This is a genomic window from Streptomyces sp. NPDC001270, from assembly GCF_042896695.1.
Classification (GTDB): domain Bacteria; phylum Actinomycetota; class Actinomycetes; order Streptomycetales; family Streptomycetaceae; genus Streptomyces.
The window spans coordinates 194,624-217,587 of sequence record NZ_JBIAXM010000010.1 but is presented as its reverse complement, the minus strand read 5'-3'; the positions used below and the strand labels follow the sequence as shown (position 1 = coordinate 217,587).

At 71.4% G+C, this 22,964-nt stretch carries 15 protein-coding genes and 2 pseudogenes; 12 read left to right on the top strand and 5 right to left on the bottom strand.

Annotated elements, in window-relative coordinates:
• Window positions 1–15 precede the first annotated feature (15 nt).
• The 3 genes from ilvN to serA all read left to right on the top strand — a co-directional run bounded on the left by ilvN (window position 16) and on the right by serA (window position 3,547).
• Entirely contained in the window at window positions 16–540 is a 525-nt protein-coding gene (gene ilvN / locus ACFY2B_RS19195; RefSeq protein WP_390764273.1) for an acetolactate synthase small subunit, read from the top strand.
• 156 nt (window positions 541–696) lie between these two features.
• Window positions 697–1,695 (top strand): ketol-acid reductoisomerase, encoded by a 999-nt coding sequence (ilvC, locus tag ACFY2B_RS19190; protein ID WP_376532754.1) that lies wholly within the window; start codon window positions 697–699, stop codon window positions 1,693–1,695.
• 262 nt (window positions 1,696–1,957) lie between these two features.
• Complete coding sequence (serA, locus tag ACFY2B_RS19185) at window positions 1,958–3,547, top strand: phosphoglycerate dehydrogenase (protein ID WP_376532752.1); 1,590 nt, start codon at window positions 1,958–1,960, stop codon at window positions 3,545–3,547.
• A 129-nt stretch (window positions 3,548–3,676) separates the two neighbouring features.
• Here the strand turns inward: serA and ACFY2B_RS19180 are convergent.
• Both ACFY2B_RS19180 and ACFY2B_RS19175 read right to left on the bottom strand, forming a co-directional pair.
• Window positions 3,677–4,935 (bottom strand): annotated as a pseudogene (locus ACFY2B_RS19180) (MFS transporter); the annotation flags it as partial.
• A 169-nt stretch (window positions 4,936–5,104) separates the two neighbouring features.
• Complete coding sequence (locus ACFY2B_RS19175; RefSeq protein ID WP_390764272.1) at window positions 5,105–6,355, bottom strand: PucR family transcriptional regulator; 1,251 nt, start codon at window positions 6,353–6,355, stop codon at window positions 5,105–5,107.
• Window positions 6,356–6,519: 164 nt separating this feature from the next.
• Between ACFY2B_RS19175 and ACFY2B_RS19170 the strand changes: the two genes are divergently transcribed.
• From ACFY2B_RS19170 to ACFY2B_RS19155, 4 genes and pseudogenes are all read left to right on the top strand, one after another.
• On the top strand, window positions 6,520–7,446 hold the full coding sequence (locus ACFY2B_RS19170; RefSeq protein ID WP_390764271.1) for a proline dehydrogenase family protein: 927 nt from the start codon (window positions 6,520–6,522) through the stop codon (window positions 7,444–7,446).
• A gap of 34 nt (window positions 7,447–7,480) precedes the next feature.
• Window positions 7,481–9,112, top strand: a complete 1,632-nt coding sequence (pruA, locus tag ACFY2B_RS19165; protein WP_390764270.1) for an L-glutamate gamma-semialdehyde dehydrogenase — start codon at window positions 7,481–7,483, stop codon at window positions 9,110–9,112.
• A 110-nt stretch (window positions 9,113–9,222) separates the two neighbouring features.
• Window positions 9,223–9,759 (top strand): annotated as a pseudogene (locus ACFY2B_RS19160) (aminoglycoside 2'-N-acetyltransferase).
• Window positions 9,760–10,019: 260 nt separating this feature from the next.
• Window positions 10,020–10,151 (top strand): hypothetical protein, encoded by a 132-nt coding sequence (locus ACFY2B_RS19155; RefSeq protein ID WP_294004210.1) that lies wholly within the window; start codon window positions 10,020–10,022, stop codon window positions 10,149–10,151.
• A gap of 92 nt (window positions 10,152–10,243) precedes the next feature.
• Here the strand turns inward: ACFY2B_RS19155 and ACFY2B_RS19150 are convergent, their stop codons facing one another.
• Entirely contained in the window at window positions 10,244–11,809 is a 1,566-nt protein-coding gene (locus tag ACFY2B_RS19150) for a purple acid phosphatase family protein (RefSeq protein WP_390764269.1), read from the bottom strand.
• Window positions 11,810–11,963: 154 nt separating this feature from the next.
• On the opposite strand from ACFY2B_RS19150, the gene ACFY2B_RS19145 reads away from it, so the two are divergent.
• The 4 genes from ACFY2B_RS19145 to cimA all read left to right on the top strand — a co-directional run bounded on the left by ACFY2B_RS19145 (window position 11,964) and on the right by cimA (window position 17,868).
• A complete protein-coding gene (locus ACFY2B_RS19145) occupies window positions 11,964–13,007 on the top strand; it encodes a 3-isopropylmalate dehydrogenase (protein WP_390764268.1) in 1,044 nt (347 codons plus the stop codon).
• A gap of 243 nt (window positions 13,008–13,250) precedes the next feature.
• Entirely contained in the window at window positions 13,251–14,339 is a 1,089-nt protein-coding gene (locus tag ACFY2B_RS19140; RefSeq protein WP_390764267.1) for a branched-chain amino acid aminotransferase, read from the top strand.
• Window positions 14,340–14,672: 333 nt separating this feature from the next.
• Window positions 14,673–15,974, top strand: coding sequence for an MFS transporter (locus tag ACFY2B_RS19135; protein WP_390764266.1), 1,302 nt, complete (start codon window positions 14,673–14,675; stop codon window positions 15,972–15,974).
• A gap of 283 nt (window positions 15,975–16,257) precedes the next feature.
• Entirely contained in the window at window positions 16,258–17,868 is a 1,611-nt protein-coding gene (gene cimA, locus ACFY2B_RS19130; protein WP_390764265.1) for a citramalate synthase, read from the top strand.
• 223 nt (window positions 17,869–18,091) lie between these two features.
• Here the strand turns inward: cimA and ACFY2B_RS19125 are convergent, their stop codons facing one another.
• Window positions 18,092–19,957 carry a ricin-type beta-trefoil lectin domain protein gene (locus ACFY2B_RS19125; protein WP_390764264.1) on the bottom strand — a complete coding sequence of 622 codons (1,866 nt, stop codon included), beginning with the start codon at window positions 19,955–19,957 and terminating at the stop codon, window positions 18,092–18,094.
• Window positions 19,958–20,635: 678 nt separating this feature from the next.
• Here ACFY2B_RS19125 and ACFY2B_RS19120 point away from each other — a divergent pair.
• Entirely contained in the window at window positions 20,636–22,027 is a 1,392-nt protein-coding gene (locus ACFY2B_RS19120; protein WP_390764263.1) for a hypothetical protein, read from the top strand.
• Between the two features lie 172 nt (window positions 22,028–22,199).
• On the opposite strand, the gene ACFY2B_RS19115 is transcribed toward ACFY2B_RS19120, so the two are convergent.
• Window positions 22,200–22,811, bottom strand: coding sequence for a YceI family protein (locus ACFY2B_RS19115; RefSeq protein ID WP_390764262.1), 612 nt, complete (start codon window positions 22,809–22,811; stop codon window positions 22,200–22,202).
• Window positions 22,812–22,964 lie beyond the last annotated feature (153 nt).

Here is a 22,964-nt window from a genome sequence, read left to right as displayed (position 1 = left end):
CGAGGAAGACCAGACATGTCCAAGCACACGCTCTCCGTCCTGGTGGAGAACACGCCGGGCACCCTCACCCGGATCGCCGCCCTGTTCTCCCGCCGCGGCTTCAACATCGACTCGCTCGCGGTCGGCGTCACCGAACACCCCGACATCTCCCGCATCACCATCGTCGTGGGGGTCGAGGACCTGCCGCTGGAGCAGGTGACCAAGCAGCTCAACAAGCTCGTCAACGTCCTGAAGATCGTCGAACTGGAGCCGGCCCAGGCCGTCCAGCGGGAACTCGTGCTGGTGAAGGTGCGCGCCGACAACGAGACGCGCTCGCAGATCGTCGAGATCGTCCAGTTGTTCCGCGCCAAGACCGTCGACGTCTCCCCGGAGGCCGTGACCATCGAGGCCACCGGCTCCGGCGAGAAGCTGACGGCCATGCTCAAGATGCTGGAGCCGTTCGGCATCAAGGAACTGGTCCAGTCCGGCACCATCGCCATCGGGCGCGGCGCCCGCTCGATCACCGACCGCTCGCTGCGCGCCCTCGACCGGTCGGCGTGACCGGGTGACCGGCCCGGTCCTCGACCGGGCCGGCCCAACGGCGCATTCGGGTGGTCGGGTGACACCGGCCGCCCGTATGCCGAGACCCCGAACCGTCCCATCCCCCCACCGTCATACGGTGGGAGCAACACCTGCACACCAAGGAGAGAACCCAAAGTGGCCGAGCTGTTCTACGACGCTGACGCCGACCTGTCCATCATCCAGGGCCGCAAGGTCGCGGTCATCGGCTACGGCAGCCAGGGCCACGCGCACGCCCTGTCGCTGCGCGACTCGGGTGTCGACGTCCGGGTCGGCCTGCACGAGGGCTCCAAGTCCAAGGCGAAGGCTGAGGAGCAGGGCCTGCGCGTGGTGACGCCGGCGGAGGCCGCCGCCGAGGCCGACGTCATCATGATCCTGGTGCCGGACCCGATCCAGGGCCAGGTCTACGAGGAGTCCATCGCGCCGAACCTGAAGGACGGCGACGCGCTGTTCTTCGGCCACGGCTTCAACATCCGCTTCGGCTTCATCAAGCCCCCGGCCGGCGTGGACGTCTGCATGGTCGCGCCGAAGGGCCCGGGTCACCTGGTGCGCCGCCAGTACGAGGAGGGCCGCGGCGTCCCCTGCATCGTGGCCGTCGAGCAGGACGCCTCCGGAAGCGGCTTCGCGCTGGCCCTGTCGTACGCCAAGGGCATCGGCGGCACCCGCGCGGGCGTCATCAAGACGACCTTCACCGAGGAGACCGAGACCGACCTGTTCGGTGAGCAGGCCGTGCTCTGCGGCGGTACCTCCGCGCTGGTCAAGGCGGGCTTCGAGACCCTGGTCGAGGCGGGCTACCAGCCGGAGATCGCCTACTTCGAGTGCCTGCACGAGCTGAAGCTGATCGTGGACCTCATGTACGAGGGCGGCCTGGAGAAGATGCGCTGGTCCGTCTCCGAGACCGCCGAATGGGGCGACTACGTCACCGGTCCGCGGATCATCACCGACGCCACCCGCGCCGAGATGAAGAAGGTCCTGGCCGAGATCCAGGACGGCTCGTTCGCCCAGAACTGGATGGACGAGTACCACGGCGGCCTGAAGAAGTACAACGAGTACAAGAAGCAGGACGCCGAGAACCTGCTCGCGACCACGGGCAGCGAACTGCGTAAGCTGATGAGCTGGGTGAACGACGAGGAGTAGGTCTCACGCACGGGGCCGGGGCGGATCGCTCCGGCCCCGTCGTCCATCCCGTCCGACCCGGACGGGTGATCCTTCCGCAGGGGCGCGAAGCAGACGTGGTCCCGCCACTACACTGCTGCACAACAACGCGTCGGGCCCACAGCGTCGTGCGTCTTCCGCGGCTAGCCCCCTCCTCCGCCTGCGGCCGTCGGGACGGCCGTCCGCACGCTCCCCCCTAGCTCTCAACGCATGGGAGGTGCCCCCAGACTTGTGAGGACCTCACGTGAGCTCGAAACCTGTCGTACTCATCGCCGAAGAGCTGTCGCCCGCGACCGTGGACGCGCTCGGCCCCGACTTCGAGATCCGTCACTGCAACGGCGCGGACCGAGCCGAACTGATCCCCGCCATCGCCGACGTGGACGCGATCCTGATCCGCTCCGCCACCAAGGTGGACGCCGAGGCCATCGCCGCCGCGCACAAGCTGAAGGTCGTCGCACGAGCCGGTGTCGGCCTGGACAACGTGGACGTCTCCGCCGCCACCAAGGCGGGCGTGATGGTCGTCAACGCGCCGACGTCCAACATCGTCACCGCCGCCGAGCTGGCCTGCGGCCTGATCCTCGCCACCGCCCGCAACATCCCGCAGGCCAACGCCGCGCTGAAGAACGGCGAGTGGAAGCGCAGCAAGTACACCGGTGTCGAGCTGGCCGAGAAGACCCTCGGCGTCGTGGGCCTGGGCCGCATCGGCGCGCTCGTCGCGCAGCGGATGTCCGCCTTCGGGATGAAGGTCGTCGCCTACGACCCCTACATCCAGCCCGCCCGTGCCGCCCAGATGGGCGTCAGGGTGCTCTCCCTGGACGAGCTGCTCGAAGTGTCCGACTTCATCACCGTGCACCTGCCGAAGACCCCCGAGACCCTGGGGCTCATCGGCGAGGAGGCGCTGCACAAGGTCAAGCCGACCGTGCGCATCGTCAACGCGGCGCGCGGCGGCATCGTCGACGAGGAGGCGCTGTACGCGGCGCTGAAGGAGGGCCGGGTGGCCGGCGCCGGCCTCGACGTGTACTCCAAGGAGCCGTGCACGGACTCCCCGCTGTTCCAGTTCGACCAGGTCGTGTCCACCCCGCACCTCGGCGCCTCCACCGACGAGGCCCAGGAGAAGGCGGGCATCGCGGTCGCCAAGTCGGTGCGGCTCGCCCTCGCCGGTGAGCTGGTCCCGGACGCGGTGAACGTGCAGGGCGGGGTCATCGCCGAGGACGTCAAGCCGGGCCTGCCGCTCGCCGAGCGCCTCGGCCGGATCTTCACCGCCCTCGCGGGCGAGGTCGCCGTCCGGCTCGACGTCGAGGTGTACGGCGAGATCACCCAGCACGACGTGAAGGTCCTGGAGCTGAGCGCCCTCAAGGGTGTCTTCGAGGACGTCGTCGCCGAGACGGTGTCGTACGTGAACGCGCCGCTGTTCGCCCAGGAGCGGGGCGTCGAGGTGCGGCTGACGACCAGCTCCGAGTCGACGGACCACCGCAACGTCGTCACCGTGCGCGGCACGCTCGCGGACGGCGAGGAGGTGTCGGTCTCCGGCACGCTGGCCGGCCCGAAGAACGTCCAGAAGATCGTCGCCGTCGGTGAGTACGACGTCGACCTCGCGCTCGCCGACCACATGGTGGTGCTGCGCTACGAGGACCGTCCGGGTGTCGTCGGCACCGTCGGCCGGATCCTCGGCGAGGCGGGCATCAACATCGCCGGGATGCAGGTGTCCCGGGCGGGCGTCGGCGGGGCTGCGCTGGCCGTGCTCACCGTGGACGACACGGTCGCGCCGGGTGTGCTGACCGAGCTGGCCGAGGAGATCGGGGCCACGTCGGCCCGGTCCGTGAACCTGGCCTGAGCCGCCCGGTCCCGGGGCCCGTGCCCCGGGGGAAGATCCGTTCGCAGGAGCCGAACCCGGCTCCGCGGCAGGCGCCGGGCGGGCCGACCGAGTGGTCGGCCCGCCCGGCGTTCTCCTTGTCGGCCAGGCGTCGGGCGTCCGGCTCCCGCGCAGCGTCCCCGCCGCGGCCACCGCGGTCACCGCCGGCAGTACGGCGCCCGCCCCGGCCGCGGCCTGCATCCCGTCGGTGAATGCCTCCCGCGCGGTCGCCGCCAGGGCCTCTCCCGCGCGCCCCGGCAGCCGGCCCGCGACGGCCGGCGCGCCACCGAGCGTCTCGTGCGCCGCGGCGGGTGCCGAGTCCGGGATCCCGTGGTGGTAGACGGCGGTGCCGATGGAGCCGAGCACCGCCATCCCGCGGGCGCCGCCGAACTCGGCGCCGGTCTCCAGCAGGGACGAGGCGGAGCCCGCCCGCTCGGCCGGGGCGGTGCTGAGCGCCAGGTCGGTCACCTGGGGCATGATCATGACAATGTCGCAACCCCGCAGGCGACCAGGACCAGCCACAGCGAGCCGGTACCGGCCAGGGACAGCAGGCCGTAGCCGACCGCCGAGATCGCGAAGCCCGCCGCCACCACGTGGGCCCGCTCGACGCCCCGCCGCACCAGGACCGCCGCCGGCGGGGCCGCCGCGCCGGTCGGCACCGAGGGCAGCAGCGCCCACAGGGCCGCCTCCATCGCGTTCTTGCCGAGGACCGCTTGCAGGTACTGCGTGGTGAAGTAGGCCGAGCCCATCATCCCGAACGAGGAGACGAGGTTCAGCAGGACTCCGGGGGCGTAGCCCCGGGCACGGAACAGGGCGGGGGAGATCATCGGGGACGCGGCCGTGCGCTGCCGCCGGACGAAGAGGAACGCGAAGACCAGGCCCGCCGCGATCGACGCGCTGTACTGCACGCGCCAGCCCTGCGACGGGATCTCCTTCAGACCGTAGATCACGGGCAGGACCGCGGCCATCGACAGCGGGATGCTCAGCCAGCCGAAGCGGCCGGCCCCGGGGTTCTTCGACTCGGGCAGCAGGAACGGTCCGAGGAGCAGCAGCAGCGCCATCGCGGGCAGGTTCACCAGGAAGACGGAGCCCCACCAGAAGAACTGGACCAGGACGCCGCTGAGCACCGAGCCGAGCGCGACGCCCGCCGTCATCACACCGGACCACAGGCCGATCGCCTTCGCGCGCTGCGCGGGGTCGGTGAACATGGTGCGCACTAGGGCCATCGTCGAGGGCATCAGGGTGGCGCCGCCGATGCCGAGGACCGCGCGGGCCGCGATCAGCGTCCCGGGGCTGTCCGCGTACGCCGCCACCAGGGAGGCGGCGCCGAAGGCCGCGGCGCCGAGCAGGAGCAGCCTGCGGCGGCCCAGGGCGGGCGTTCCCGGAGGCGTGCTCGGCCGGGGACGTATGCCGCTCAGAGACGCGCGCCGCCGAAGACGTACGCAGCTCAGGGGCGCGTGCCGTCGAAGGCGTACGCAGCTCAGTGGCCGCCCGAGGTCACGTAGCTCCGGGGCGCGTGCCGCCGAGGACGTACGCGGCTCAGAGGCGTGCGCCCTTCAGTGCCATGTGCAGCAGCAACCGGTCCTCGCCGTCGTCCAGGTCCAGACCGGTGAGGTGCTCGACCCGGGACAGCCGGTAGTACAGGGTCTGACGGTGGATGCCCAACTCGGCGGCCGTACGGGACGCCTGGCCCGCGCAGTCGAGGAACACCTCGGCGGTGCGGGCCAGCTCCCGGTGGGCGGGGACGAGCAGCGGGGCGACCACCGGGTCGTGCGCCACCTCGGCGGGCAGCGCGGTCAGCAGCCGGTACGGGCCGATGCGCGCCCACTCCGCGACCGGCCCGAGCCCCGGTTCGGCCAGCGCCGCTCGGGCCGCGCCGGCCGCCTCCTGCCACGCGGCGCCCAGCCCGGCGAGCCCGGTCCGCGCGGCCGCGATCCCCGCCGCCCGCCGTGCGCCCGCCGCGCCGCCCCGGCGCCGCTTGCCGCCCGCCTGCTCCAGCAGCCGCCCCGCCGCCGACACGGCCGGCGCGAGCGCGTCCGTCGACCGCAGCCGGACCAGCAGCGCCAGTGCCTGACCTGCGTCCCCGGCCGCCTCGGGCGCGGGGAAGGCGCCCTCGCCCCACGGCGCCGCGCACAGCGCGGTCGCGCCCGGCACCGTACGGACCGAAGGGGCGTCGTCCGGGGCCGCCGAGGGCCAGGGCGCCACGCACACCATCGTGTAGGGCCCCTCGGACCGGCCGCCCAGACCGGTGCGCAGCTCCGCCACCGCCATCTCCCGCTGCCAGTCCCGCTCCGCGGTCAGCACCGCCCGCAGCTCCCTGGTCAGGTCGGCCCCGGCCTGCGCCTCGTCGGCGAGCAGCGCGCCGATCCGGGTGGTGACCGCCATGGCCGCGGCCAGCTGCCGTTCGGTCGGCCCGGGATCGTCGTCCAGGAGCCAGACGTAGCCGAGGACGACACCCCGATGGCGCACCGGCAGGCAGATGCGGCCCCGGTACACCCCGGCCTCCGGGGTGGGCGGGATGCGTACCGGCCCGGTCGCCCGGGTGATGCCGAAGCCCTCGAACCAGGTACGGACCGCCGACGTCGAACGCCGGGTCAGGATCGAGCGGGTGCGGACCGGGTCGAGGGCGGACGCGTCCAGCTCGCCCTCGCTGTCGTACGTGCCGAAGGCGATCAGCTCGAAGTCCCGGTTCTCCAGGGTCGCCGGCGCGCCCAGCAGCTCCGAGATCTCGTCCACCAGCTCCTGGTAGTCACCCTTGTAATCCGCCGTCACCCGGGCATTCTCCCGCATTCTCCGGCCTGTTTCATACATCTGTCTGAGAAGCGGTGAGCGGATGCGTGACAGCTGTCGATGGCTGACGATCGGATGGATCCATAGGTTTCACGGTGGTTCCCCGTGCCGTACCCGAATAGTCGGTTGTCGGCATCTTTGGTGCTCTGCTGTGGAGGTGCCCCGTGCTGGGTCCCGTGATTCTCGCCGCGTCGCGCAGTGACCGGATGCGCCGTCTGATCTCCGCCGCCCCGGTGACCAGGCAGGTGGTCGACCGCTTCATCCCCGGTGAAACCGTCGGCGACATCGTGCCGATCATCCAGGATCTGACCGCCAAGGGCCTCGAACTGACGATGGACGTCGTCGGCGAGGACATCACCAGGCCCGAGCAGGCCACCGCGGCCCGGGACGCCTACCTGGAACTGGTCGGTCACCTCAAGGAACTCCGGCTCGGCCGGAAGGTCGAGATGTCCGTCAAGCTCTCCATGTTCGGCCAGGCCCTGGCCGACGGCCACGAACTCGCCCTGAAGAACGTGCGTTCCGTCGTCGAGGCCGCCGCCGAGGTCGGCACGACCGTCACGCTGGACGCCGAGGACCACACCACCCTCGACTCGATGTTCGCCATCCACGACGAGCTGCGGAAGGACTTCCCGCAGACCGGCTGCGTCATCCAGGCATACCTCTTCCGTACCGAGGCCGACGCCCGCCGGCTCGCCGCGAGCGGCAGCCGGGTACGGCTCGTCAAGGGCGCCTACAAGGAGCCCGCCGAGGTCGCCTACCAGCAAAAACACGAGATCGACAAGGCGTATGTGCGCATCCTGCGCACACTGATGGAGGGTACGGGGTATCCGATGATCGGGTCCCACGACCCACGGCTGATCTCCATCGCCCAGGAACTCGCCCGCCAGGCAGGCCGGAAGTTCGACGAGTACGAGTTCCAGATGCTCTACGGGATACGGAACGAGGAGCACCTGCGGCTCGCCGCCGAGGGCCACCGCATGCGCGTCTACACCGCGTACGGCACCGACTGGTACGGCTACTTCATGCGGCGCCTCGCGGAGAAGCCGGCCAACCTGCGGTTCTTCGCACGAAGCATGATCACCAAGGGCTGAACCACACCGCTCAAGTCAAGGAGTTACGGATCTCATGGACGCTGTGACCCAGGTCCCCACCCCCGTCAACGAGCCGGTGCACGGCTATGCCCCCGGCTCGCCCGAGCGCGCCCGCCTGGAGGCCAAGCTCAAGGAGCTGGCCGAGAACCCGATCGACCTGCCCTGCACCATCGGCGGCGAGAAGCGGATGGGCGGCGGCGACCCCTTCCAGGTCGTTCAGCCGCACCACCACAAGGCGGTCATCGGCACGCTCCGCAACGCCACCCGGCAGGACGCCCAGGACGCCGTCGACGCGGCCCTGGCCGCCGCGCCCGCGTGGCGCGCCATGTCCTTCGACGACCGCGCCGCGATCATCCTGCGCGCCGCCGAGCTGCTGGCCGGCCCCTGGCGCGAGACCATCGCCGCCTCCACCATGCTCGGCCAGTCGAAGACCGTCCAGCAGGCCGAGATCGACACCCCGTGCGAGCTGGTCGACTTCTGGCGGTTCAACGTCCACTACGCCCGTCAGATCCTGGCCGAGCAGCCCCCGGCCAACTCCCCGGGCGTCTGGAACCGCCTCGACCACCGTCCGCTGGAGGGCTTCGTCTACGCGATCACGCCCTTCAACTTCAGCGCCATCGCGGGCAACCTGCCCACCGCGCCCGCGCTGATGGGCAACGTGGTCGTCTGGAAGCCGTCGCCGACCCAGACCCACGCGGCGGTCCTGCTGATGCAGCTGCTGGAGGAGGCCGGTCTGCCCAAGGGCGTCATCAACCTCGTCACCGGCGACGGCATCGCCGTCTCCGAGGTCGCCCTGACCCACCGGGACCTGGCCGGAATCCACTTCACCGGCTCCACGAAGACCTTCCAGTACCTGTGGAAGACGATCGGCGCCAACATCGAGACGTACCGCTCCTACCCGCGGCTGGTCGGCGAGACCGGCGGCAAGGACTTCGTCGTCGCCCACCCGAGCGCCGACCGCGCCGTCCTCAAGACCGCGCTGACCCGCGGTGCCTTCGAGTACCAGGGCCAGAAGTGCAGCGCGACCTCCCGCGCCTACATCCCGGCGTCCATCTGGAACTCCGGTTTCAAGGAGGAGTTCGCGGCCGAGGTCGACTACCTCACCATGGGTGACGTCACCGACCTGGCGAACTTCGTCGGCGCGGTGATCGACGAGCGCGCCTTCGCCAAGAACAAGGCCGCCATCGACCGGGCCAGGCAGGACCCGTCCTGCACGATCGTCGCGGGCGGCTCCTACGACGACTCGGTCGGCTACTTCGTCCGCCCGACCGTCATCGAGTGCAGCGACCCGGAGAACGAGGTCTTCCGTACCGAGTACTTCGGCCCGGTCCTCGCCGTCCACGTCTACGAGGACGACCGCTACGACGAGATGCTGACCCAGATGGAGTCCGTCTCCGACTACGCCCTGACCGGCTCGGTCGTCTCGGGTGACCGCGCGGCGGCGGCATACACGATGGAGAAGCTGCGCTACGCCGCGGGCAACTTCTACATCAACGACAAGTCGACCGGCGCCGTCGTCGGCCAGCAGCCCTTCGGCGGCGGCCGTGCCTCCGGCACCAACGACAAGGCCGGCGCCCCGCAGAACCTGCTGCGCTGGACGCTGACCCGCGCCATCAAGGAGGCGCTGGTCCCGCCGACCGACTACACGTACCCGCACATGGGCTGACGAGCCCCCCGAACGCGGGCCGGGAAGCCTGAGACCTCCACGAACCAGGCTTCCCGGCCCGTTTCCATGCCGGTGCGCGGGAGACCGGCCGCGCAGGGGACGATCGAGGCATGGCCTTCACCGTGCGCACCGATACCGCCGAGCCGGCCCCCGCCGAACCGCGCGCCGTCCGCTCCCTCCTGCACGTCGGTTTCGAGGGCGAGTCCGCCGACGACGACTTCGAGCATGCGCTGGGCGGAGTGCACGCCCTGGTGCACGGCGCGGACGGAATCGTGGCGCACGGGTCGGTCGTCATGCGGTGAGCACGGCACCGGGGGCGGTGGCTGCGCGTCGGCCATGCCGAGGCCGTCGTGGTACGGCCGGCCGAGCGCCGCCAGTGCCTGGGCGGCCGGGTGATGGGCGCCCTGGAGCAGGTGATCGACCGGGCCTGCGACCTCGGCGCGCTGTCGGCGAGCGAGGACGGCGCCCGCCTCTGCGCGGCGCGCGGCCGGCGGCTGTGGACCGGCCGCGTCCACGCCCTCTCGCCGGACGGGATCGTGCGCCTCGCGGACGAGGAGGGCGGCCTTCACCTGTGGCCCGCACCCGCAGCGCCGCCCGACCCCGGCCACGAACTCCTCTTCGACTGGCGCGACGGGGACGTGCTCTGACCGCCGGGCGATGAATTCGCAGGTCAGAGCCGTGTGGCCAGGTGCGCCGTCTCAGATAGTAGGAAGTCCGACTAATTGTAGAGACAGAAGCGTGCTCCTCCCTTACTTTTGTAGGAGCCGAACGTCTCGCTCGATCCAGCGAATGGCGGTCGTGAGCCGGGCCCGTGCAGGCAATCCCTGCGGCGCCGCTCCCCGCCCCTCCGGCGTCTCGCACCCCCCTTTTCCCGTACTCCAGATGCATCCCGAAGGAGTCGATTCCCATGGCCGAGACGACCGTCCGCCGCCGAGTCCGCCACGTGTCCCGCACGAGCGATTCCGACCGCAAGAACGCCGCCGCGGCCCTCCAGCGCGCCCTCGACCGCCGGGACAACGGCGGCGAGACCGGCCACTGAACCGGGCGCCCGCACACCCCACGCGCCGGGCCCGGCCCACGCGTCACACCCCCGCGGCCGGGAGCCGCGTCCGCGGGGGACGCGCCGCGGCCCTACCCGCCGCGCCGCACCTCGAAGTGGTCGATCCGGCTGCCGTCCTGGGCCAGCGCCGACACCGTCAGCCGTGCACCAGGACCCGGCCGCGCCTCCACCTTCAGCAGCGAGAAACCGGTGTAGCGCACCCGTGACCACTCCACCGTCTCCGCCTCGGTGGCGCCAGACGCCGTCCAGCGGAAGCTGCGCACCGCGTCGTGCCGGGTGAGGTGTCCCTCGTAGCTGTCCGCGACCCCGGACGGGAACGAGAAGAGGTTCCGGCCGCCCCCGCCCGCGGTGACGTACACGGTCCCGTCCCGGGCCGGTTCCGTGGACCCGCCGACCGGCACCGCCCGGCCGACCTCGCCGCCGCGCACCGCGTCGGTCCGCTCGTAGACGTGGTTGTGCCCGTTGATCACCAGGTCCACCTGGTGCCGGGCGAACAGCGGCAGCCACGCGTCCCGCACCCCTCCGTCCGAGGCGTGCTTGGCGGTGGCGTAGGCGCAGTGGTGGAAGAAGACGACCACGAAGTCGACGTCCTGCGCCGCGCGCAGCGCACCGAGGGTGCGGTCCAGCCATGCCGTCTGCCGGCCGTCCGAGTGGCCGAGGTTGGCCGGGATCTCGTACGACACGTCGTTCGCGTCCAGCGCCACGAAGCCGACGTTGCCGTAGGTGAAGGAGTACGCGCCCGGCGTCCCGCGCGGATCGAAGCCGCTGTCCGGGAGGGAGAACCGGGCGAGTTGGCCGCCGTAGCCGTCCGGGGAGTACCACGCCTCCATGTCGTGGTTGCCGGTGGTCACCATCCATGGCACCGACCGGGCGGCCGGCTCGGTCTGCTTCAGGTACAGGTCCCAGGTGCGGGGGTCGTAGCCGTCCGCCGTGCTGCCGGTGCCGGCCGCGTCCGCGTAACAGATGTCGCCCGCGTGCAGATGGAAGGCGGGCCGCTGACGCAGCAGGACATCGTCGTTGGCGTCCGCGCTCCGGCCCACCCCCTGGTCACCGAAGGCCGTGAAGACGAAACGCTCCGGGGTGGCGGGCGCGGTGCGGAAGGAGGCGGTGGCCGACCGGTGGGCGGCGGAGACGGGGTCCCAGCCGTCGTGGCCGACACCGTAGTAGTACGTCGTGCCGGGGCGCAGACCGTCCAGGGCCGCGTGCAGGTAGTACTGCTCGACCGCCGGGCGCACCCCGGTCAGTGCGGGGGTGCGCAGATCGCGCAGGTCCGCCTCGATCCGGCGGCCCAGGTCGTCGGGGCGCAGCCCGACCCGTACGAAGGGCCGGCGGACCGCGAACGGCACCTGCCAGGAGATCCGCATCCGGGTCCTGGGGTCGGCGCCGAACGCGAGGTGGCGGCCGAACGGGGCGACGGCGGCGCCCGCGACCCGGGCGGTCGCGGCGGCGGTCGCGGACACCGGCGCGCCCGCCGGACGGGACGGTCCCGAACAGCCCGTCAGCAGCCCGCCCGCCACCGCGCCCGCCGTCACCAGGGTGCGGCGCCGGGACAGCCGGGTCCGCAGGTACTCGTGCTGTTCGGCCATGCTCATCCGGCTCGCCAGTCGTGGCGGGATGCCGAAGTCGGGGGTCTCCATGACGGAGACATGCCCAGCGGGGGCCGGTATCCGCTCCGCACGCGGGTGAACACCGGGCGGCGCGCTCTCCCCGTCACCCGTCGGGGTGGCCCTGGGCCTGTCCGAATGACGGACGCGGTATGTCATTCCATGGGACGAGGGGTAGGGTGCCCGCATGTCTCGCAGCATCAATCTCGCAGTGATCCCCGGTGACGGCATCGGCCAGGAGGTCGTGGCCGAAGGACTGAAGGTCCTGTCCGCCGTTCTCCCGCAGGACGTGAAGCTGCAGACCACGGAGTTCGACTTCGGCGCCAGGCGCTACCACGCCACCGGTGAGACCCTCACCGACGCCGACCTCGACGCGCTCAAGGAGCACGACGCCATCCTGCTCGGTGCGATCGGCGACCCGTCGGTCCCCTCCGGCGTCCTGGAGCGCGGCTTCCTGCTCAAGCTCCGCTTCGCCTTCGACCACCACGTCAACCTGCGTCCGTCGAAGCTGCTCCCCGGCGTCGCCACCCCGCTGGCCGGCCAGCCCGAGATCGACTTCGTCGTCGTCCGCGAGGGCACCGAGGGTCCCTACACGGGCAACGGCGGCACCATCCGCAAGGGCACCCCGCACGAGGTCGCCACCGAGGTCTCCGTCAACACCGCCTACGGGGTCGAGCGGGTGGTCCGCGACGCCTTCGCCCGCGCCCAGGCCCGCCCGCGCAAGAAGCTCACGCTGGTCCACAAGAACAACGTGCTGACCTTCGCGGGCCACCTGTGGACGAACATCTTCAACCAGGTGGCCGAGGAGTACCCCGAGGTCACCACCGACTACCTCCACGTGGACGCGGCGACCATCTTCCTGGTCACCCAGCCCGAGCGGTTCGACGTCATCGTCACCGACAACCTCTTCGGCGACATCATCACCGACCTCGCCGCGGCCGTCTCCGGCGGCATCGGCGTGGCCGCCTCCGGCAACATCAACCCGGGCGGCGCGTTCCCGTCCATGTTCGAGCCGGTCCACGGCTCGGCCCCGGACATCGCCGGCCAGGGCAAGGCCGACCCCACCGCCACCGTCCTGTCCGTCGCGCTGCTGCTGCGCCACCTCGGCTACGACACCGAGGCGGCCCGCGTCGAGAGCGCCGTCTCCGCCGACCTCGCGGAGCGCGGTACGGGTCCCGCGCGCAGCACCTCGGAGATCGGCGACGCGCTCCGCGTACGCGTAGCCGGCTGACCCCCGCCGCGCTGCACCAAGCCGCCGGGTGGCACGGACGCCCGGCGGCTTCCCCATGTCCCCGCCGGGTGCCACCATCGACCCCTGGGCCGCTTTCACCCCGATTCCTTCCGTCCGGGCCCCCGCGAGATAATCGAACGCGGAGCCGCGGCATGAGGGAATGCTCGGACGTCCTAGCACTGGCCGCCGGCCATGCGGACGTGAGCGCGGCCCGTCACTACAACCGGTGAAGGACTACCACTCATGACGACGCCCAAGATCGAGCTCAAGCCCTCCGCCCACCCGCTGCCCGCGGCGGAACGGGCGGCGATCCTGGCCAACCCCGGATTCGGCCGCCACTTCACCGACCACATGGTGACGATCAGGTGGACCGAGGGCCGGGGCTGGCACGACGGCCAGCTCGTTCCGTACGCGCCGATCCCGCTCGACCCGGCCACCAACGTGCTGCACTACGCGCAGGAGATCTTCGAAGGGCTCAAGGCGTACCGCCGTCCCGACGGTTCCGTGGCCACCTTCCGCCCGGACCAGAACGCCAGGCGCTTCCAGCGCTCCGCCCACCGCCTCGCGATGCCCGAACTCCCGGTCGAGACCTTCATCGAGGCGTGTGACGTCCTGGTCCGGCAGGACAAGGACTGGGTGCCCGCGCACGGCGGCGAGGACTCCCTCTACCTACGCCCCTTCATGATCGCGACCGAGGTCGGCCTGGGCGTGAAACCGGCCGACGAGTATCTGTTCCTCGCCATCGCCTCGCCGGCCGGCGCCTACTTCGCCGGGGGCGTCAAGCCGGTCTCCATCTGGGTGTCGGAGGACCGGGTCCGCGCCGTCCCGGGCGGCATGGGCGACGCCAAGACGGGCGGCAACTACGCGGCCTCCCTGCTCGCCCAGGCCGAGGCGGCGGCGGAGGGCTGCGACCAGGTCTGCTACCTCGACGCGGTCGAGCACCAGTGGGTCGAGGAACTCGGCGGCATGAACCTGTACTTCGTGTACGGCAACAAGATCGTCACGCCGCCGCTCAGCGGCTCGATCCTGGAGGGCGTCACCCGGGACAGCCTGCTGACCCTGGCCCGCGACCTCGGCTACGAGGCGGAGGAGTCCCCCGTCTCCGTCGAGCAGTGGCAGCGCGACTCGCAGGACGGCACCCTCACCGAGGTGTTCGCCTGCGGCACCGCCGCCGTCATCACCCCGGTCGGTACGGTCAAGCGCGCGAGCGGCGAATGGAAGCAGTCGGAGGGCGAGCCGGGCAAGGTCACGCTGGAACTCCGGCAGGCCCTCCTCGACGTCCAGCGCGGCATCACCGAGGACCGGCACGGGTGGATGCATCCGCTCGGCTGACGGGGCGCTGCGCTGGCCTTGGCGGGGTATGACGGGTTGTCGTTCGTCCGCGGGGGTGTGGTGGCTGGTTGCGCAGTTCCCCGCGCCCCTATGGGTGGGTGTGATGGGTTGTTGTTCGTCTGCGGGGGGTGTGGTGGCTGGTTGCGCAGTTCCCCGCGCCCCTATGGGTGGGTGGGTGTGATGGGTTGTTGTTCGTCTGCGGGGGGTGGCGTGGCTCGTCGCGCAGTTCCTCGCGCCCCTTGGGGGACGGTGTGCGCGCCCGCGTGTGTGAACGCAATGAACACAATCCGAGTCGCCCTTGTCGCGTCTGCGAACGCCCGGCACGTTACGGGCATGGGACGAGAGCATTGGAAGAGGATCTGGATCGGCTCGGCCGGCAACATGGTCGAGTGGTTCGACTGGTTCGTGTACGCGAGCTTCGCCACCTACTTCGCCGGGGCGTTCTTCCCGAGCGGCAACCCCACCGCCCAGCTGATGAACACCGCGGGCATCTTCGCCGTCGGGTTCTTCATGCGCCCCGTCGGCGGCTGGCTGCTGGGCCGGGTGGGCGACCGCAGGGGCCGCAAGGCCGCGCTGACCCTGACCGTCACGCTGATGTCGGTGTCCGCGGTGCTCATCGCCGTCGCGCCGACCTACTCCGTGGCCGGCTACGGCGGCGCGCTCGTGCTGCTCGTCGCCCGCCTGCTGCAAGGTCTGTCGGTGGGCGGCGAGTACGCGGCCAGCGCCACCTATCTCACGGAGGCCACGGACCCGCGCCGGCGCGGCTTCGCCTCCAGCTTCCAGTACGTGTCCATGACCGCCGGTCAGATCGTCGGGCTCGGCCTGCTGATCGTGCTCCAGCGCACCATGTCCGATGACGCGCTGCACAGCTACGGCTGGCGCATCCCGTTCGTGGTGGGCGCGCTCGGCGCCGCGGTCGTCTTCTACCTGCGGCGTTCCATGCTGGAGACCGAGGTGTACGCGGAGGACGCCTCGGACGACGAGGAGCGCGGCACACTGCGCGCGCTGTGGCGGCACAGGCGGGAGGCGTTCCTGGTCGTCGCGCTGACCATGGGCGGCACGGTCGCCTACTACACGTACACCACCTACCTCACCAAGTACCTGTCGAACTCCGCGGGGCTGACCAAGGAGACCGCCACCCTGGTCTCCTTCACCGCGCTGATCGTCTTCGCCTGCCTCCAGCCCCTCGCGGGCCGTCTCTCCGACCGGATCGGCCGCCGCCCGCTGCTGATCACCTTCGCGGTCGGCTGCACCTTCCTCACCGTGCCGATCATGACGCTGCTGAAACACGCCGGCGGCTACTGGCAGGCCCTCGGCCTGTCCCTGCTGGCGCTCGTGGTGGTCACCGGCTACACGTCGATCAACGCGTGCGTGAAGGCGGAACTGTTCCCGACGGGGGTGCGCGCGCTGGGCGTGGCGCTGCCCTACGCGGTCGCCAACGCCTTGTTCGGCGGCACGGCGGAATACGTCGCGCTGTGGTTCAAGAACGCGGGCCTGGAGTCCGGCTTCTACTGGTACGTGGCCGGCTGCGCGGCGGTCTCCCTGGTGGTGTACGTCACCATGCGGGAGACGAAGGACCTGGATCTGGCCCGGATGGGCGCACGCGACGCGTCCTCGATGACGACCGCATCCTGAGACGGGCGGTGAGCCGGGGGCAGGATGTGCCAGACTGCCCCCGTGCTCTCGTTCGCCATGATTATTGGCAGCAGGCGCGCCGGTCCGCAGTGACCGCCACGTACGACCAGGTACGGGCGGCCACCGTCGTCCCCGACCCGCGCGCAGACCTCTCGCACCCGCGAGGGGTTTTTTCGTTTTCCGGGCCCACCTTCAGCCGGAGGCGCAGCGCGAGGGATCATTGGGGGAACGGTGAACCGGTCATTCCGGTAAGACCGAGATCCGATACAGGAGCCTTGAGACCATGACCGAGACGGAAACCAGCGAACTCGACGACTCGTTCCACGTCTTCGACACCACGCTGCGCGACGGCGCCCAGCGCGAGGGCATCAACCTCACCGTCGCCGACAAGCTCGCCATCGCACGGCACCTGGACGACTTCGGCGTGGGCTTCATCGAGGGCGGCTGGCCGGGCGCGAACCCCCGGGACACCGAGTTCTTCGCCCGCGCCCGGCAGGAGATCGACTTCCGGCACGCCCAGCTCGTCGCGTTCGGCTCGACCCGCCGCGCCGGTGCCAAGGCCGCCGACGACCCGCAGGTCAAGGCCCTCCTGGAATCCGGCGCCCCGGTGATCACCCTGGTCGCCAAGTCGCACGACCGGCACGTGGAACTGGCGCTGCGCACCACGCTCGACGAGAACCTGGAGATGGTCCGCGACACCGTCTCCCACCTGCGCGCTCAGGGCCGCCGGGTGTTCGTCGACTGCGAGCACTTCTTCGACGGCTACCGGGCGAACCCGGAGTACGCGAAGGCGGTCGTCCGGGCCGCCGCCGAGGCCGGCGCGGACGTGGTGGTGCTGTGCGACACCAACGGCGGCATGCTCCCGGCACAGGTCCAGGCCGTGGTCGCCACCGTCCTCGCGGACACCGGGGCGCGGCTCGGCATCCACGCCCAGGACGACACGGGCTGCGCGGTGGCCAACACCCTCGCGGCCGTCGACGCCGGTGCCACCCACGTGCAGTGCACGGCGAACGGCTACGGCGAACGCGTCGGCAACGCCAACCTCTTCCCGGTGGTCGCGGCTCTGGAACTCAAGTACGGCAAGAAGGTCCTGCCCGAGGGCCGGCTGCGCGAGATGACCCGCATCTCGCACGCCATCGCCGAGGTGGTCAACCTCACCCCCTCCACCCACCAGCCCTACGTCGGGGTTTCCGCCTTCGCCCACAAGGCGGGCCTGCACGCCTCCGCGATCAAGGTCGACCCGGACCTGTACCAGCACATCGACCCCGTGCGGGTCGGCAACACCATGCGCATGCTGGTCTCCGACATGGCCGGCCGCGCCTCCATCGAGCTGAAGGGCCGGGAACTCGGCATCGACCTCGGCGACGACCGCGAACTGGTCGGCCGGGTCGTCGAGCGCGTCAAGGAACGCGAGCTGAAGGGCTACACGTACGAGGCCGCGGACGCCTCGTTCGAGCTGCTGCTGCGCGCGGAGGCCGAGGGCCGGCCGCTGACGTACTTCAAGGTCGAGTCCTGGCGGGCCATCGTCGAGGACCGCCCCGACGGCACCCACGCCAACGAGGCCACGGTCAAACTCTGGGCCAAGGGCGAGCGCATCGTCGCCACGGCGGAGGGCAACGGCCCGGTCAACGCCCTCGACCGGGCCCTGCGGGTGGCGCTGGAGAAGATCTACCCGCAGCTCGCCAAGCTCGACCTCGTCGACTACAAGGTGCGCATCCTGGAGGGCAAGCACGGCACCCAGTCCACGACCCGGGTGCTGATCGCCACCTCCGACGGTGCCGGCGAGTGGTCCACGGTGGGCGTCGCCGAGAACGTCATCGCGGCCTCCTGGCAGGCCCTGGAGGACGCCTACACCTTCGGTCTGCTGCGCGCGGGCGTCGAGCCGGCGAAGTGAGCGACCCGCCCGGCAGCACCTCGTGCCACGGCCGGGCGTAGCCGGCCGTGGCACGAGACGCTGCCGGCCGTGGGGCGAGGTGCTGCGGGCCGCGGGACGAGGCACTGCCGGGGCACGCGGTCCGCACGGCGCGGGTCCTCGGCCGGGCAGAGCCTCGGCGAGCCGCGCGGACTCGCCGAGGCCGTCGGCCCGTCGCCCGGCCGGCTGCGGGGCCGGACCCGGCCTACTCCAGACGCCACTTCTGGTTGGCGGCGCCCGTGCACGACCAGATCTGCGCGCGTGCCCCGTTGGCCGACGAGTTGTCCGTCACGTCGAGACACTTGTCGGCCGCCGTGTTGACCACGTCGCCGGTGGACGCGTTGTACGACCATTGCTGGGCACCGGACCCGGTGCAGTCGTACAACTGCACCTTCGCCCCGTTCGCGGTCGAGCCCGACGTCACGTCCAGGCACTTGCCCAGCGCCCGGACCGAGCCGTCGCCCTGCACCGTCCACTGCTGGGCGGTGCTGGAGTTGCAGTCGTAGAGCTGCACGGCCGCGCCGTTGGCGCCGGACGCGCCCGCCACGTCCAGGCACTTGCCCGCGAGTCCCACGAAGGCCCCCGACCGGCCGCCGCTGCCGGACTGCGTACCGGACCAGGTGAAGGTCGCCGACGTCTTGCCCGGCAGCGAGTAGGTGGCGTGCTGCCCGCCCCAGTTGACGGTGATCGTCCGGGCGGCCGCCGAGTCGTTGTAGGCGATCAGTGCCTTCGAGCCGTCCGGGTTGCGCCAGGCCACGTTGGGCACGGCCGTCGACGCCGTCGAGGCGATCCGCTGGGCGCCGGGGCGGACGAACTTCGTCAGGTGCCCCATCGTGTAGTACTCGACCGTGTAGTCGACCGTGCCGCTCGCGCCGTCCCCGTTGTGGACGGTGATCAGACCGGTGCAGGTGCCGCACCCGCCGTTGTGCGGTCCCCTGTTCTGGTCCACCGCCAGCGACCACTTGGTCACCGACTTAGCCCAGTTGCGCGTGTAGTCGACGATGTTGAGCATGTCCTCGCGCTGCTGGTTCGCGATCCACGTACCGCCCGAGTGCTCGGTGCCGAACGCGTCCAGCGAGGGGTACTGGTTGTGCACGGAGGTCTGCTTGGCGACGTCACCGCCGTAGCCGTGCCAGGCGATCCCGCCGAAGTTGGGGTGGCTGCGGACCGCCGCGTCGTCCACCGTCTGGGCGGCGTAGGAGTCGTAGACGTCCCAGTTCCAGTCGTGCGCCAGCACCTTCGTGGACAGGCCCGCGGCCTGGAGCTTGGGCAGCAGCTCGCTCTTGGTGAAGTAGGCGAGGCCGCTTGCGTTCCAGCTCATCGACGGATAGCCCGAGCAGCAGGTCGGCTCGTTCTGCGCCGACACGTACCCGACGCCCACGCCCTGGTCCCGGTACGCCTGGAGGTACTTCACGAAGTACGAGGCGTACGCCCCGTAGTACTCCGCCTTCAGCCAGCCCCCGTTGAGCTGCCCGCTGTCCTTCATCCAGGCGGGCGCCGTCCACGGCGAGGCCATCACGGTCAGGGACGGGTTCAGCTGGAGCGCCTGCTTGGTGAGCGGGACCACGTCGGCGAGGTCGTGCGCGATCGAGAACCGCGTCAGGTTCGGGTCCGTCTGCCCGGCCGGCACGTCGTCGTAGGTGTACCCGTAGCGGGCCAGGTCCGAGGCGCCCATGGGGTTGCGCAGGAACGACAGCCCGATGCCGTCCGTCGGTGAGAACAGTTTCCGCATCGTCGCGTCCCGGGTCGTCTGCGACAGCGCCCCGCTGCTGTTCATCAGCCAGGCCGCGGTGTCCGTGAAGGACGCGCCGCCGCCGGTGAAGGTCTGGTAGCGGGTGTTCTCGTCGACGGTGATGTTCTCGCCGCCGCCGCCGGAGCCGGGCTGGAAGGCGAACGGGGTCTGGGCCTGGAGCCCGCGCACGACATGGCGTCCGCCGGCGTCGTCGGTCGTGGTCAGCCAGGCCGTGACCTGCTCGCCCGCCGCATGGGCGGGTGCGGTCGCCACGCTGAGGCCGGCCGTGCCGAGCAGACCGGCCAGGAGCAGCCGGACGGCCCGCGTCGATCTCTTCATGGAGCGCCACCCTTCTGGAGGTGGGGGATGGGAGGCGTGCGAGCCGTGAGTAAATGACGGCTTCGCGGGCGCGTCAAGGGGGCGCGCGTTCACCATGTGAAGGGGCAACGGGCTTGAGACGGGCGGGACTTGGGGGCGTACCGGATCCGGCGTGAAGACTTGACGGGTCCTGGGGCGGCGAGCGCGCGGCGGGCCCGTGCGACGGTGGCCGGGCGGATCGGTGGCGCTCAGGTCTCCGGAGCCTGCCGCACCGTGCGCGACGAGGCGGGGCCGCGGACCACGGCCGGGGCTCGCCGCCACGGCCGCGAGCCCTTCGCTGACGCGGACGTGAACCGTTCGCCGACGCGGACCGCCTGTCGCGTACTGGGCGGCGTGCGTCGGGCGGCGTGTACCAGGCGGCGCGCACCGGCGCACGGACCGCTGCCCGCGACGGCCCAGCCGGCCCGCAACAGTCCGCGACCGCCCAGCCGGCCCGCGACGGCCCGCGACGGCCCGCGACGGCCCGCGACGGCCCGCGACGGCCCGCGACGGCCCGCGACGGCCCGCGACGGCCCGCGACGGCCCGGGTCGGCCCGGGTCGGCCCGTGAGGGTCCGTGAGGGTCCGGCACCTCCGCACGTCCGGCGATGTGAATTGTTCCGAATGACTGAATATGTGACGCTTCGGGTAACTTCGAATCATGAAGGCCGTACCGAAGGCTGTACCGAAGGCCACCTACACGGCCGTACGACGGACCCGAAGCCTCCCGGCGCTGCTGCTGGCCGTGCTGGCGCTCGTCGTCATGACCGCGCTCGCCCCCGGTGCCACGGCCGCCACCGGCGTCTCGACCATCGCCGCGGAACTGCGCAAGAACCCGGTGTACGTCGATCCGGCCGCCGCCGGACAACTGTCCACGGCGGATGCGCGGGCCCTGCGCGACCGGATCGAGGGCGCCGGCAAACCCGTCTTCATCGCGGTCCTGCCCGACGGCTTCCCGACCCAGAACCTCTTCACGAACCTGCGCACCGCGACCGGCGTCACCGGTCTGTACGCCGTCCGCCTCGGCGACCGCTTCGACGCCCGCGCCGACTCCTCGGTCATGTCGCGCACGGCCGTGCAGAACCTGGTGAGCAGCGTCCAGGGCGAGGACGCCAGGACCCAGCTGACCGACTTCACCGACCGCGCCCTCGCCAATGCGGGCGGCAAGGCACCCGCCACCTGGGGCTCGTCCGGCCACCGCGGCGGGACCTCCGCCACCGCGCTGATCACCACGGCCGCCGTCCTGGTGGCCGGCGGCGTGGGCGCGTACGCCCTGGTGCGGCACAGCCGCAGGCGCCGCGAGGAGGAGCAGCGGGCCGCCCTGGAACGGCTGCGGGTGGTGGTGGACGAGGACATCACCGCTTTCGGCGAGGAACTCGACCGGCTGGACTTCCATCCGGCCGAGGCCGGCGCCGACGACGCCATGCGCGCGGACTACGAGCGGGCGCTGGACGCCTACGACCAGGCGAAACAGCGTATGGCCGCGGCCCGCAGACCGGAGGACGTCCGCGCCGTCACCGAGGCGCTGGCGGACGGCCGGTTCGACCTGGCGCAACTCGCCGCCCGCCGCGCGGGCCGGCCGCTCCCCGCGCGCCGCCCGCCCTGCTTCTTCGATCCCCGCCACGGCCCCTCGGTCGCCGACGCGACCTGGATCCCGCCCGGCGGCACCGCGCGCGAGGTACCGGTCTGCGCGGCCGACGCCACCCGGCTGGCCGACGGCCGCGACCCGCAGACGCGCGAGGTCGACACCGACCAGGGCCGCCGCCCCTACTGGGACGCGGGTCCGGCCTACGGCCCCTGGGCGGGCGGCTACTTCGGCGGCGGCCTGCTGCCCGGTCTGCTCGTCGGCACGCTCCTCGGCAGCGCGATGGCCGCCCCGACGTACGCGGCCGACTACGGCACCGGGTACGGCGACTTCGGCGCGGCCGGTTACCAGGGCGGGGACGTGTCGGGGGCCGACTTCGACCCCGGCGACTTCGGGGGCGGATTCGGGGACTTCGACGGGGGCGGCGGGAACTACGGCGGGGGAGGGGATTTCGGAGGCGGGTTCTGAGCAGGGACGTGACCGGACAGGCGTGACCGGACAGGTGTGGTCAGACGGACGTGACCGGGCGCGCGCGGGTGGCGCGCCCGGTCACGGTGTCGGTCGCGGGCTTGCGGTGGCCGGCCGCGGGGCGCCGTGGCCGGCCACCGGACCGAGGCGGCCGTCGCTCGGCGCGGGCGGTTCAGGCGTTCTTGACCGCCGAGATGTCGAAGTTCAGCTTGATCTTGTCGGAGACCAGGACACCGCCCGTCTCCAGGGCCGCGTTCCAGGTCAGACCCCACTCGGAGCGCAGGATCTCCGCCTTGCCCTCGAAGCCGACCCGCTCGTTGCCGAAGGGATCCTGGATGGTGCCGTTGAATTCGAGGTCGATGACCAGCGGCTTCGTGGTGCCGAGGATGGTCAGGTCGCCGGTGATGCGGTAGTCGTCCCCGCCGAGGGCCTCGGCCTTGGTGGAGCGGAAGGCCATCGTCGGGAACTCGTCGGTCTTGAAGAAGTCGGCCGACTTCAGGTGGGTGTCGCGGTCGGCGTTGCCGGTCTCGACGCTCGCCAGCGTGACGTCGATCGAGGCGGTCGACTTGGCGGGGTCGGACCCGTCGAGGTGCAGCGTGCCGGAGAACTCCTGGAAGCTGCCCCGGACGTTGGTGACCATCGCGTGCCGGGCCGCGAAGCCGATCGAGGTGTGCGCCGTGTCGATCGTGTAGTCACCGGTGACCGCGGCCAGTTCGGGGTTCACGGCGGTGCCGCCCGCGTTCGCGGGCGTGTCGTCGGCGTGCTGGCGACCGAAGATGCTCATCTCATGCTCCTCGAAGACGTGGGACTGTTGATGTTGAAAGTTCAATGAGTGCGTTACGGTGACTCTAGACCCGTACGGTTCAACATTCAACATCACCTGCGGGTGTGTCGCGCTTTTTACGGTGGGTCACATGGTTCCCCAGTGCATCACGCG

What these genes read in the sequence shown, in the direction of transcription:
- ilvN (WP_390764273.1), top strand. Translation starts at nt 16, where the DNA reads ATGTCCAAGCACACGCTCTCCGTCCTGGTGGAGAACACGCCGGGCACC.
- ACFY2B_RS19175 (WP_390764272.1), bottom strand. Translation starts at nt 6,355, where the DNA reads ATGCGGGAGAATGCCCGGGTGACGGCGGATTACAAGGGTGACTACCAG.
- pruA (WP_390764270.1), top strand. Translation starts at nt 7,481, where the DNA reads ATGGACGCTGTGACCCAGGTCCCCACCCCCGTCAACGAGCCGGTGCAC.
- ACFY2B_RS19155 (WP_294004210.1), top strand. Translation starts at nt 10,020, where the DNA reads ATGGCCGAGACGACCGTCCGCCGCCGAGTCCGCCACGTGTCCCGCACG.
- ACFY2B_RS19150 (WP_390764269.1), bottom strand. Translation starts at nt 11,809, where the DNA reads ATGGAGACCCCCGACTTCGGCATCCCGCCACGACTGGCGAGCCGGATG.
- ACFY2B_RS19145 (WP_390764268.1), top strand. Translation starts at nt 11,964, where the DNA reads ATGTCTCGCAGCATCAATCTCGCAGTGATCCCCGGTGACGGCATCGGC.
- ACFY2B_RS19140 (WP_390764267.1), top strand. Translation starts at nt 13,251, where the DNA reads ATGACGACGCCCAAGATCGAGCTCAAGCCCTCCGCCCACCCGCTGCCC.
- ACFY2B_RS19135 (WP_390764266.1), top strand. Translation starts at nt 14,673, where the DNA reads ATGGGACGAGAGCATTGGAAGAGGATCTGGATCGGCTCGGCCGGCAAC.
- cimA (WP_390764265.1), top strand. Translation starts at nt 16,258, where the DNA reads ATGACCGAGACGGAAACCAGCGAACTCGACGACTCGTTCCACGTCTTC.
- ACFY2B_RS19125 (WP_390764264.1), bottom strand. Translation starts at nt 19,957, where the DNA reads ATGAAGAGATCGACGCGGGCCGTCCGGCTGCTCCTGGCCGGTCTGCTC.
- ACFY2B_RS19120 (WP_390764263.1), top strand. Translation starts at nt 20,636, where the DNA reads ATGAAGGCCGTACCGAAGGCTGTACCGAAGGCCACCTACACGGCCGTA.
- ACFY2B_RS19115 (WP_390764262.1), bottom strand. Translation starts at nt 22,811, where the DNA reads ATGAGCATCTTCGGTCGCCAGCACGCCGACGACACGCCCGCGAACGCG.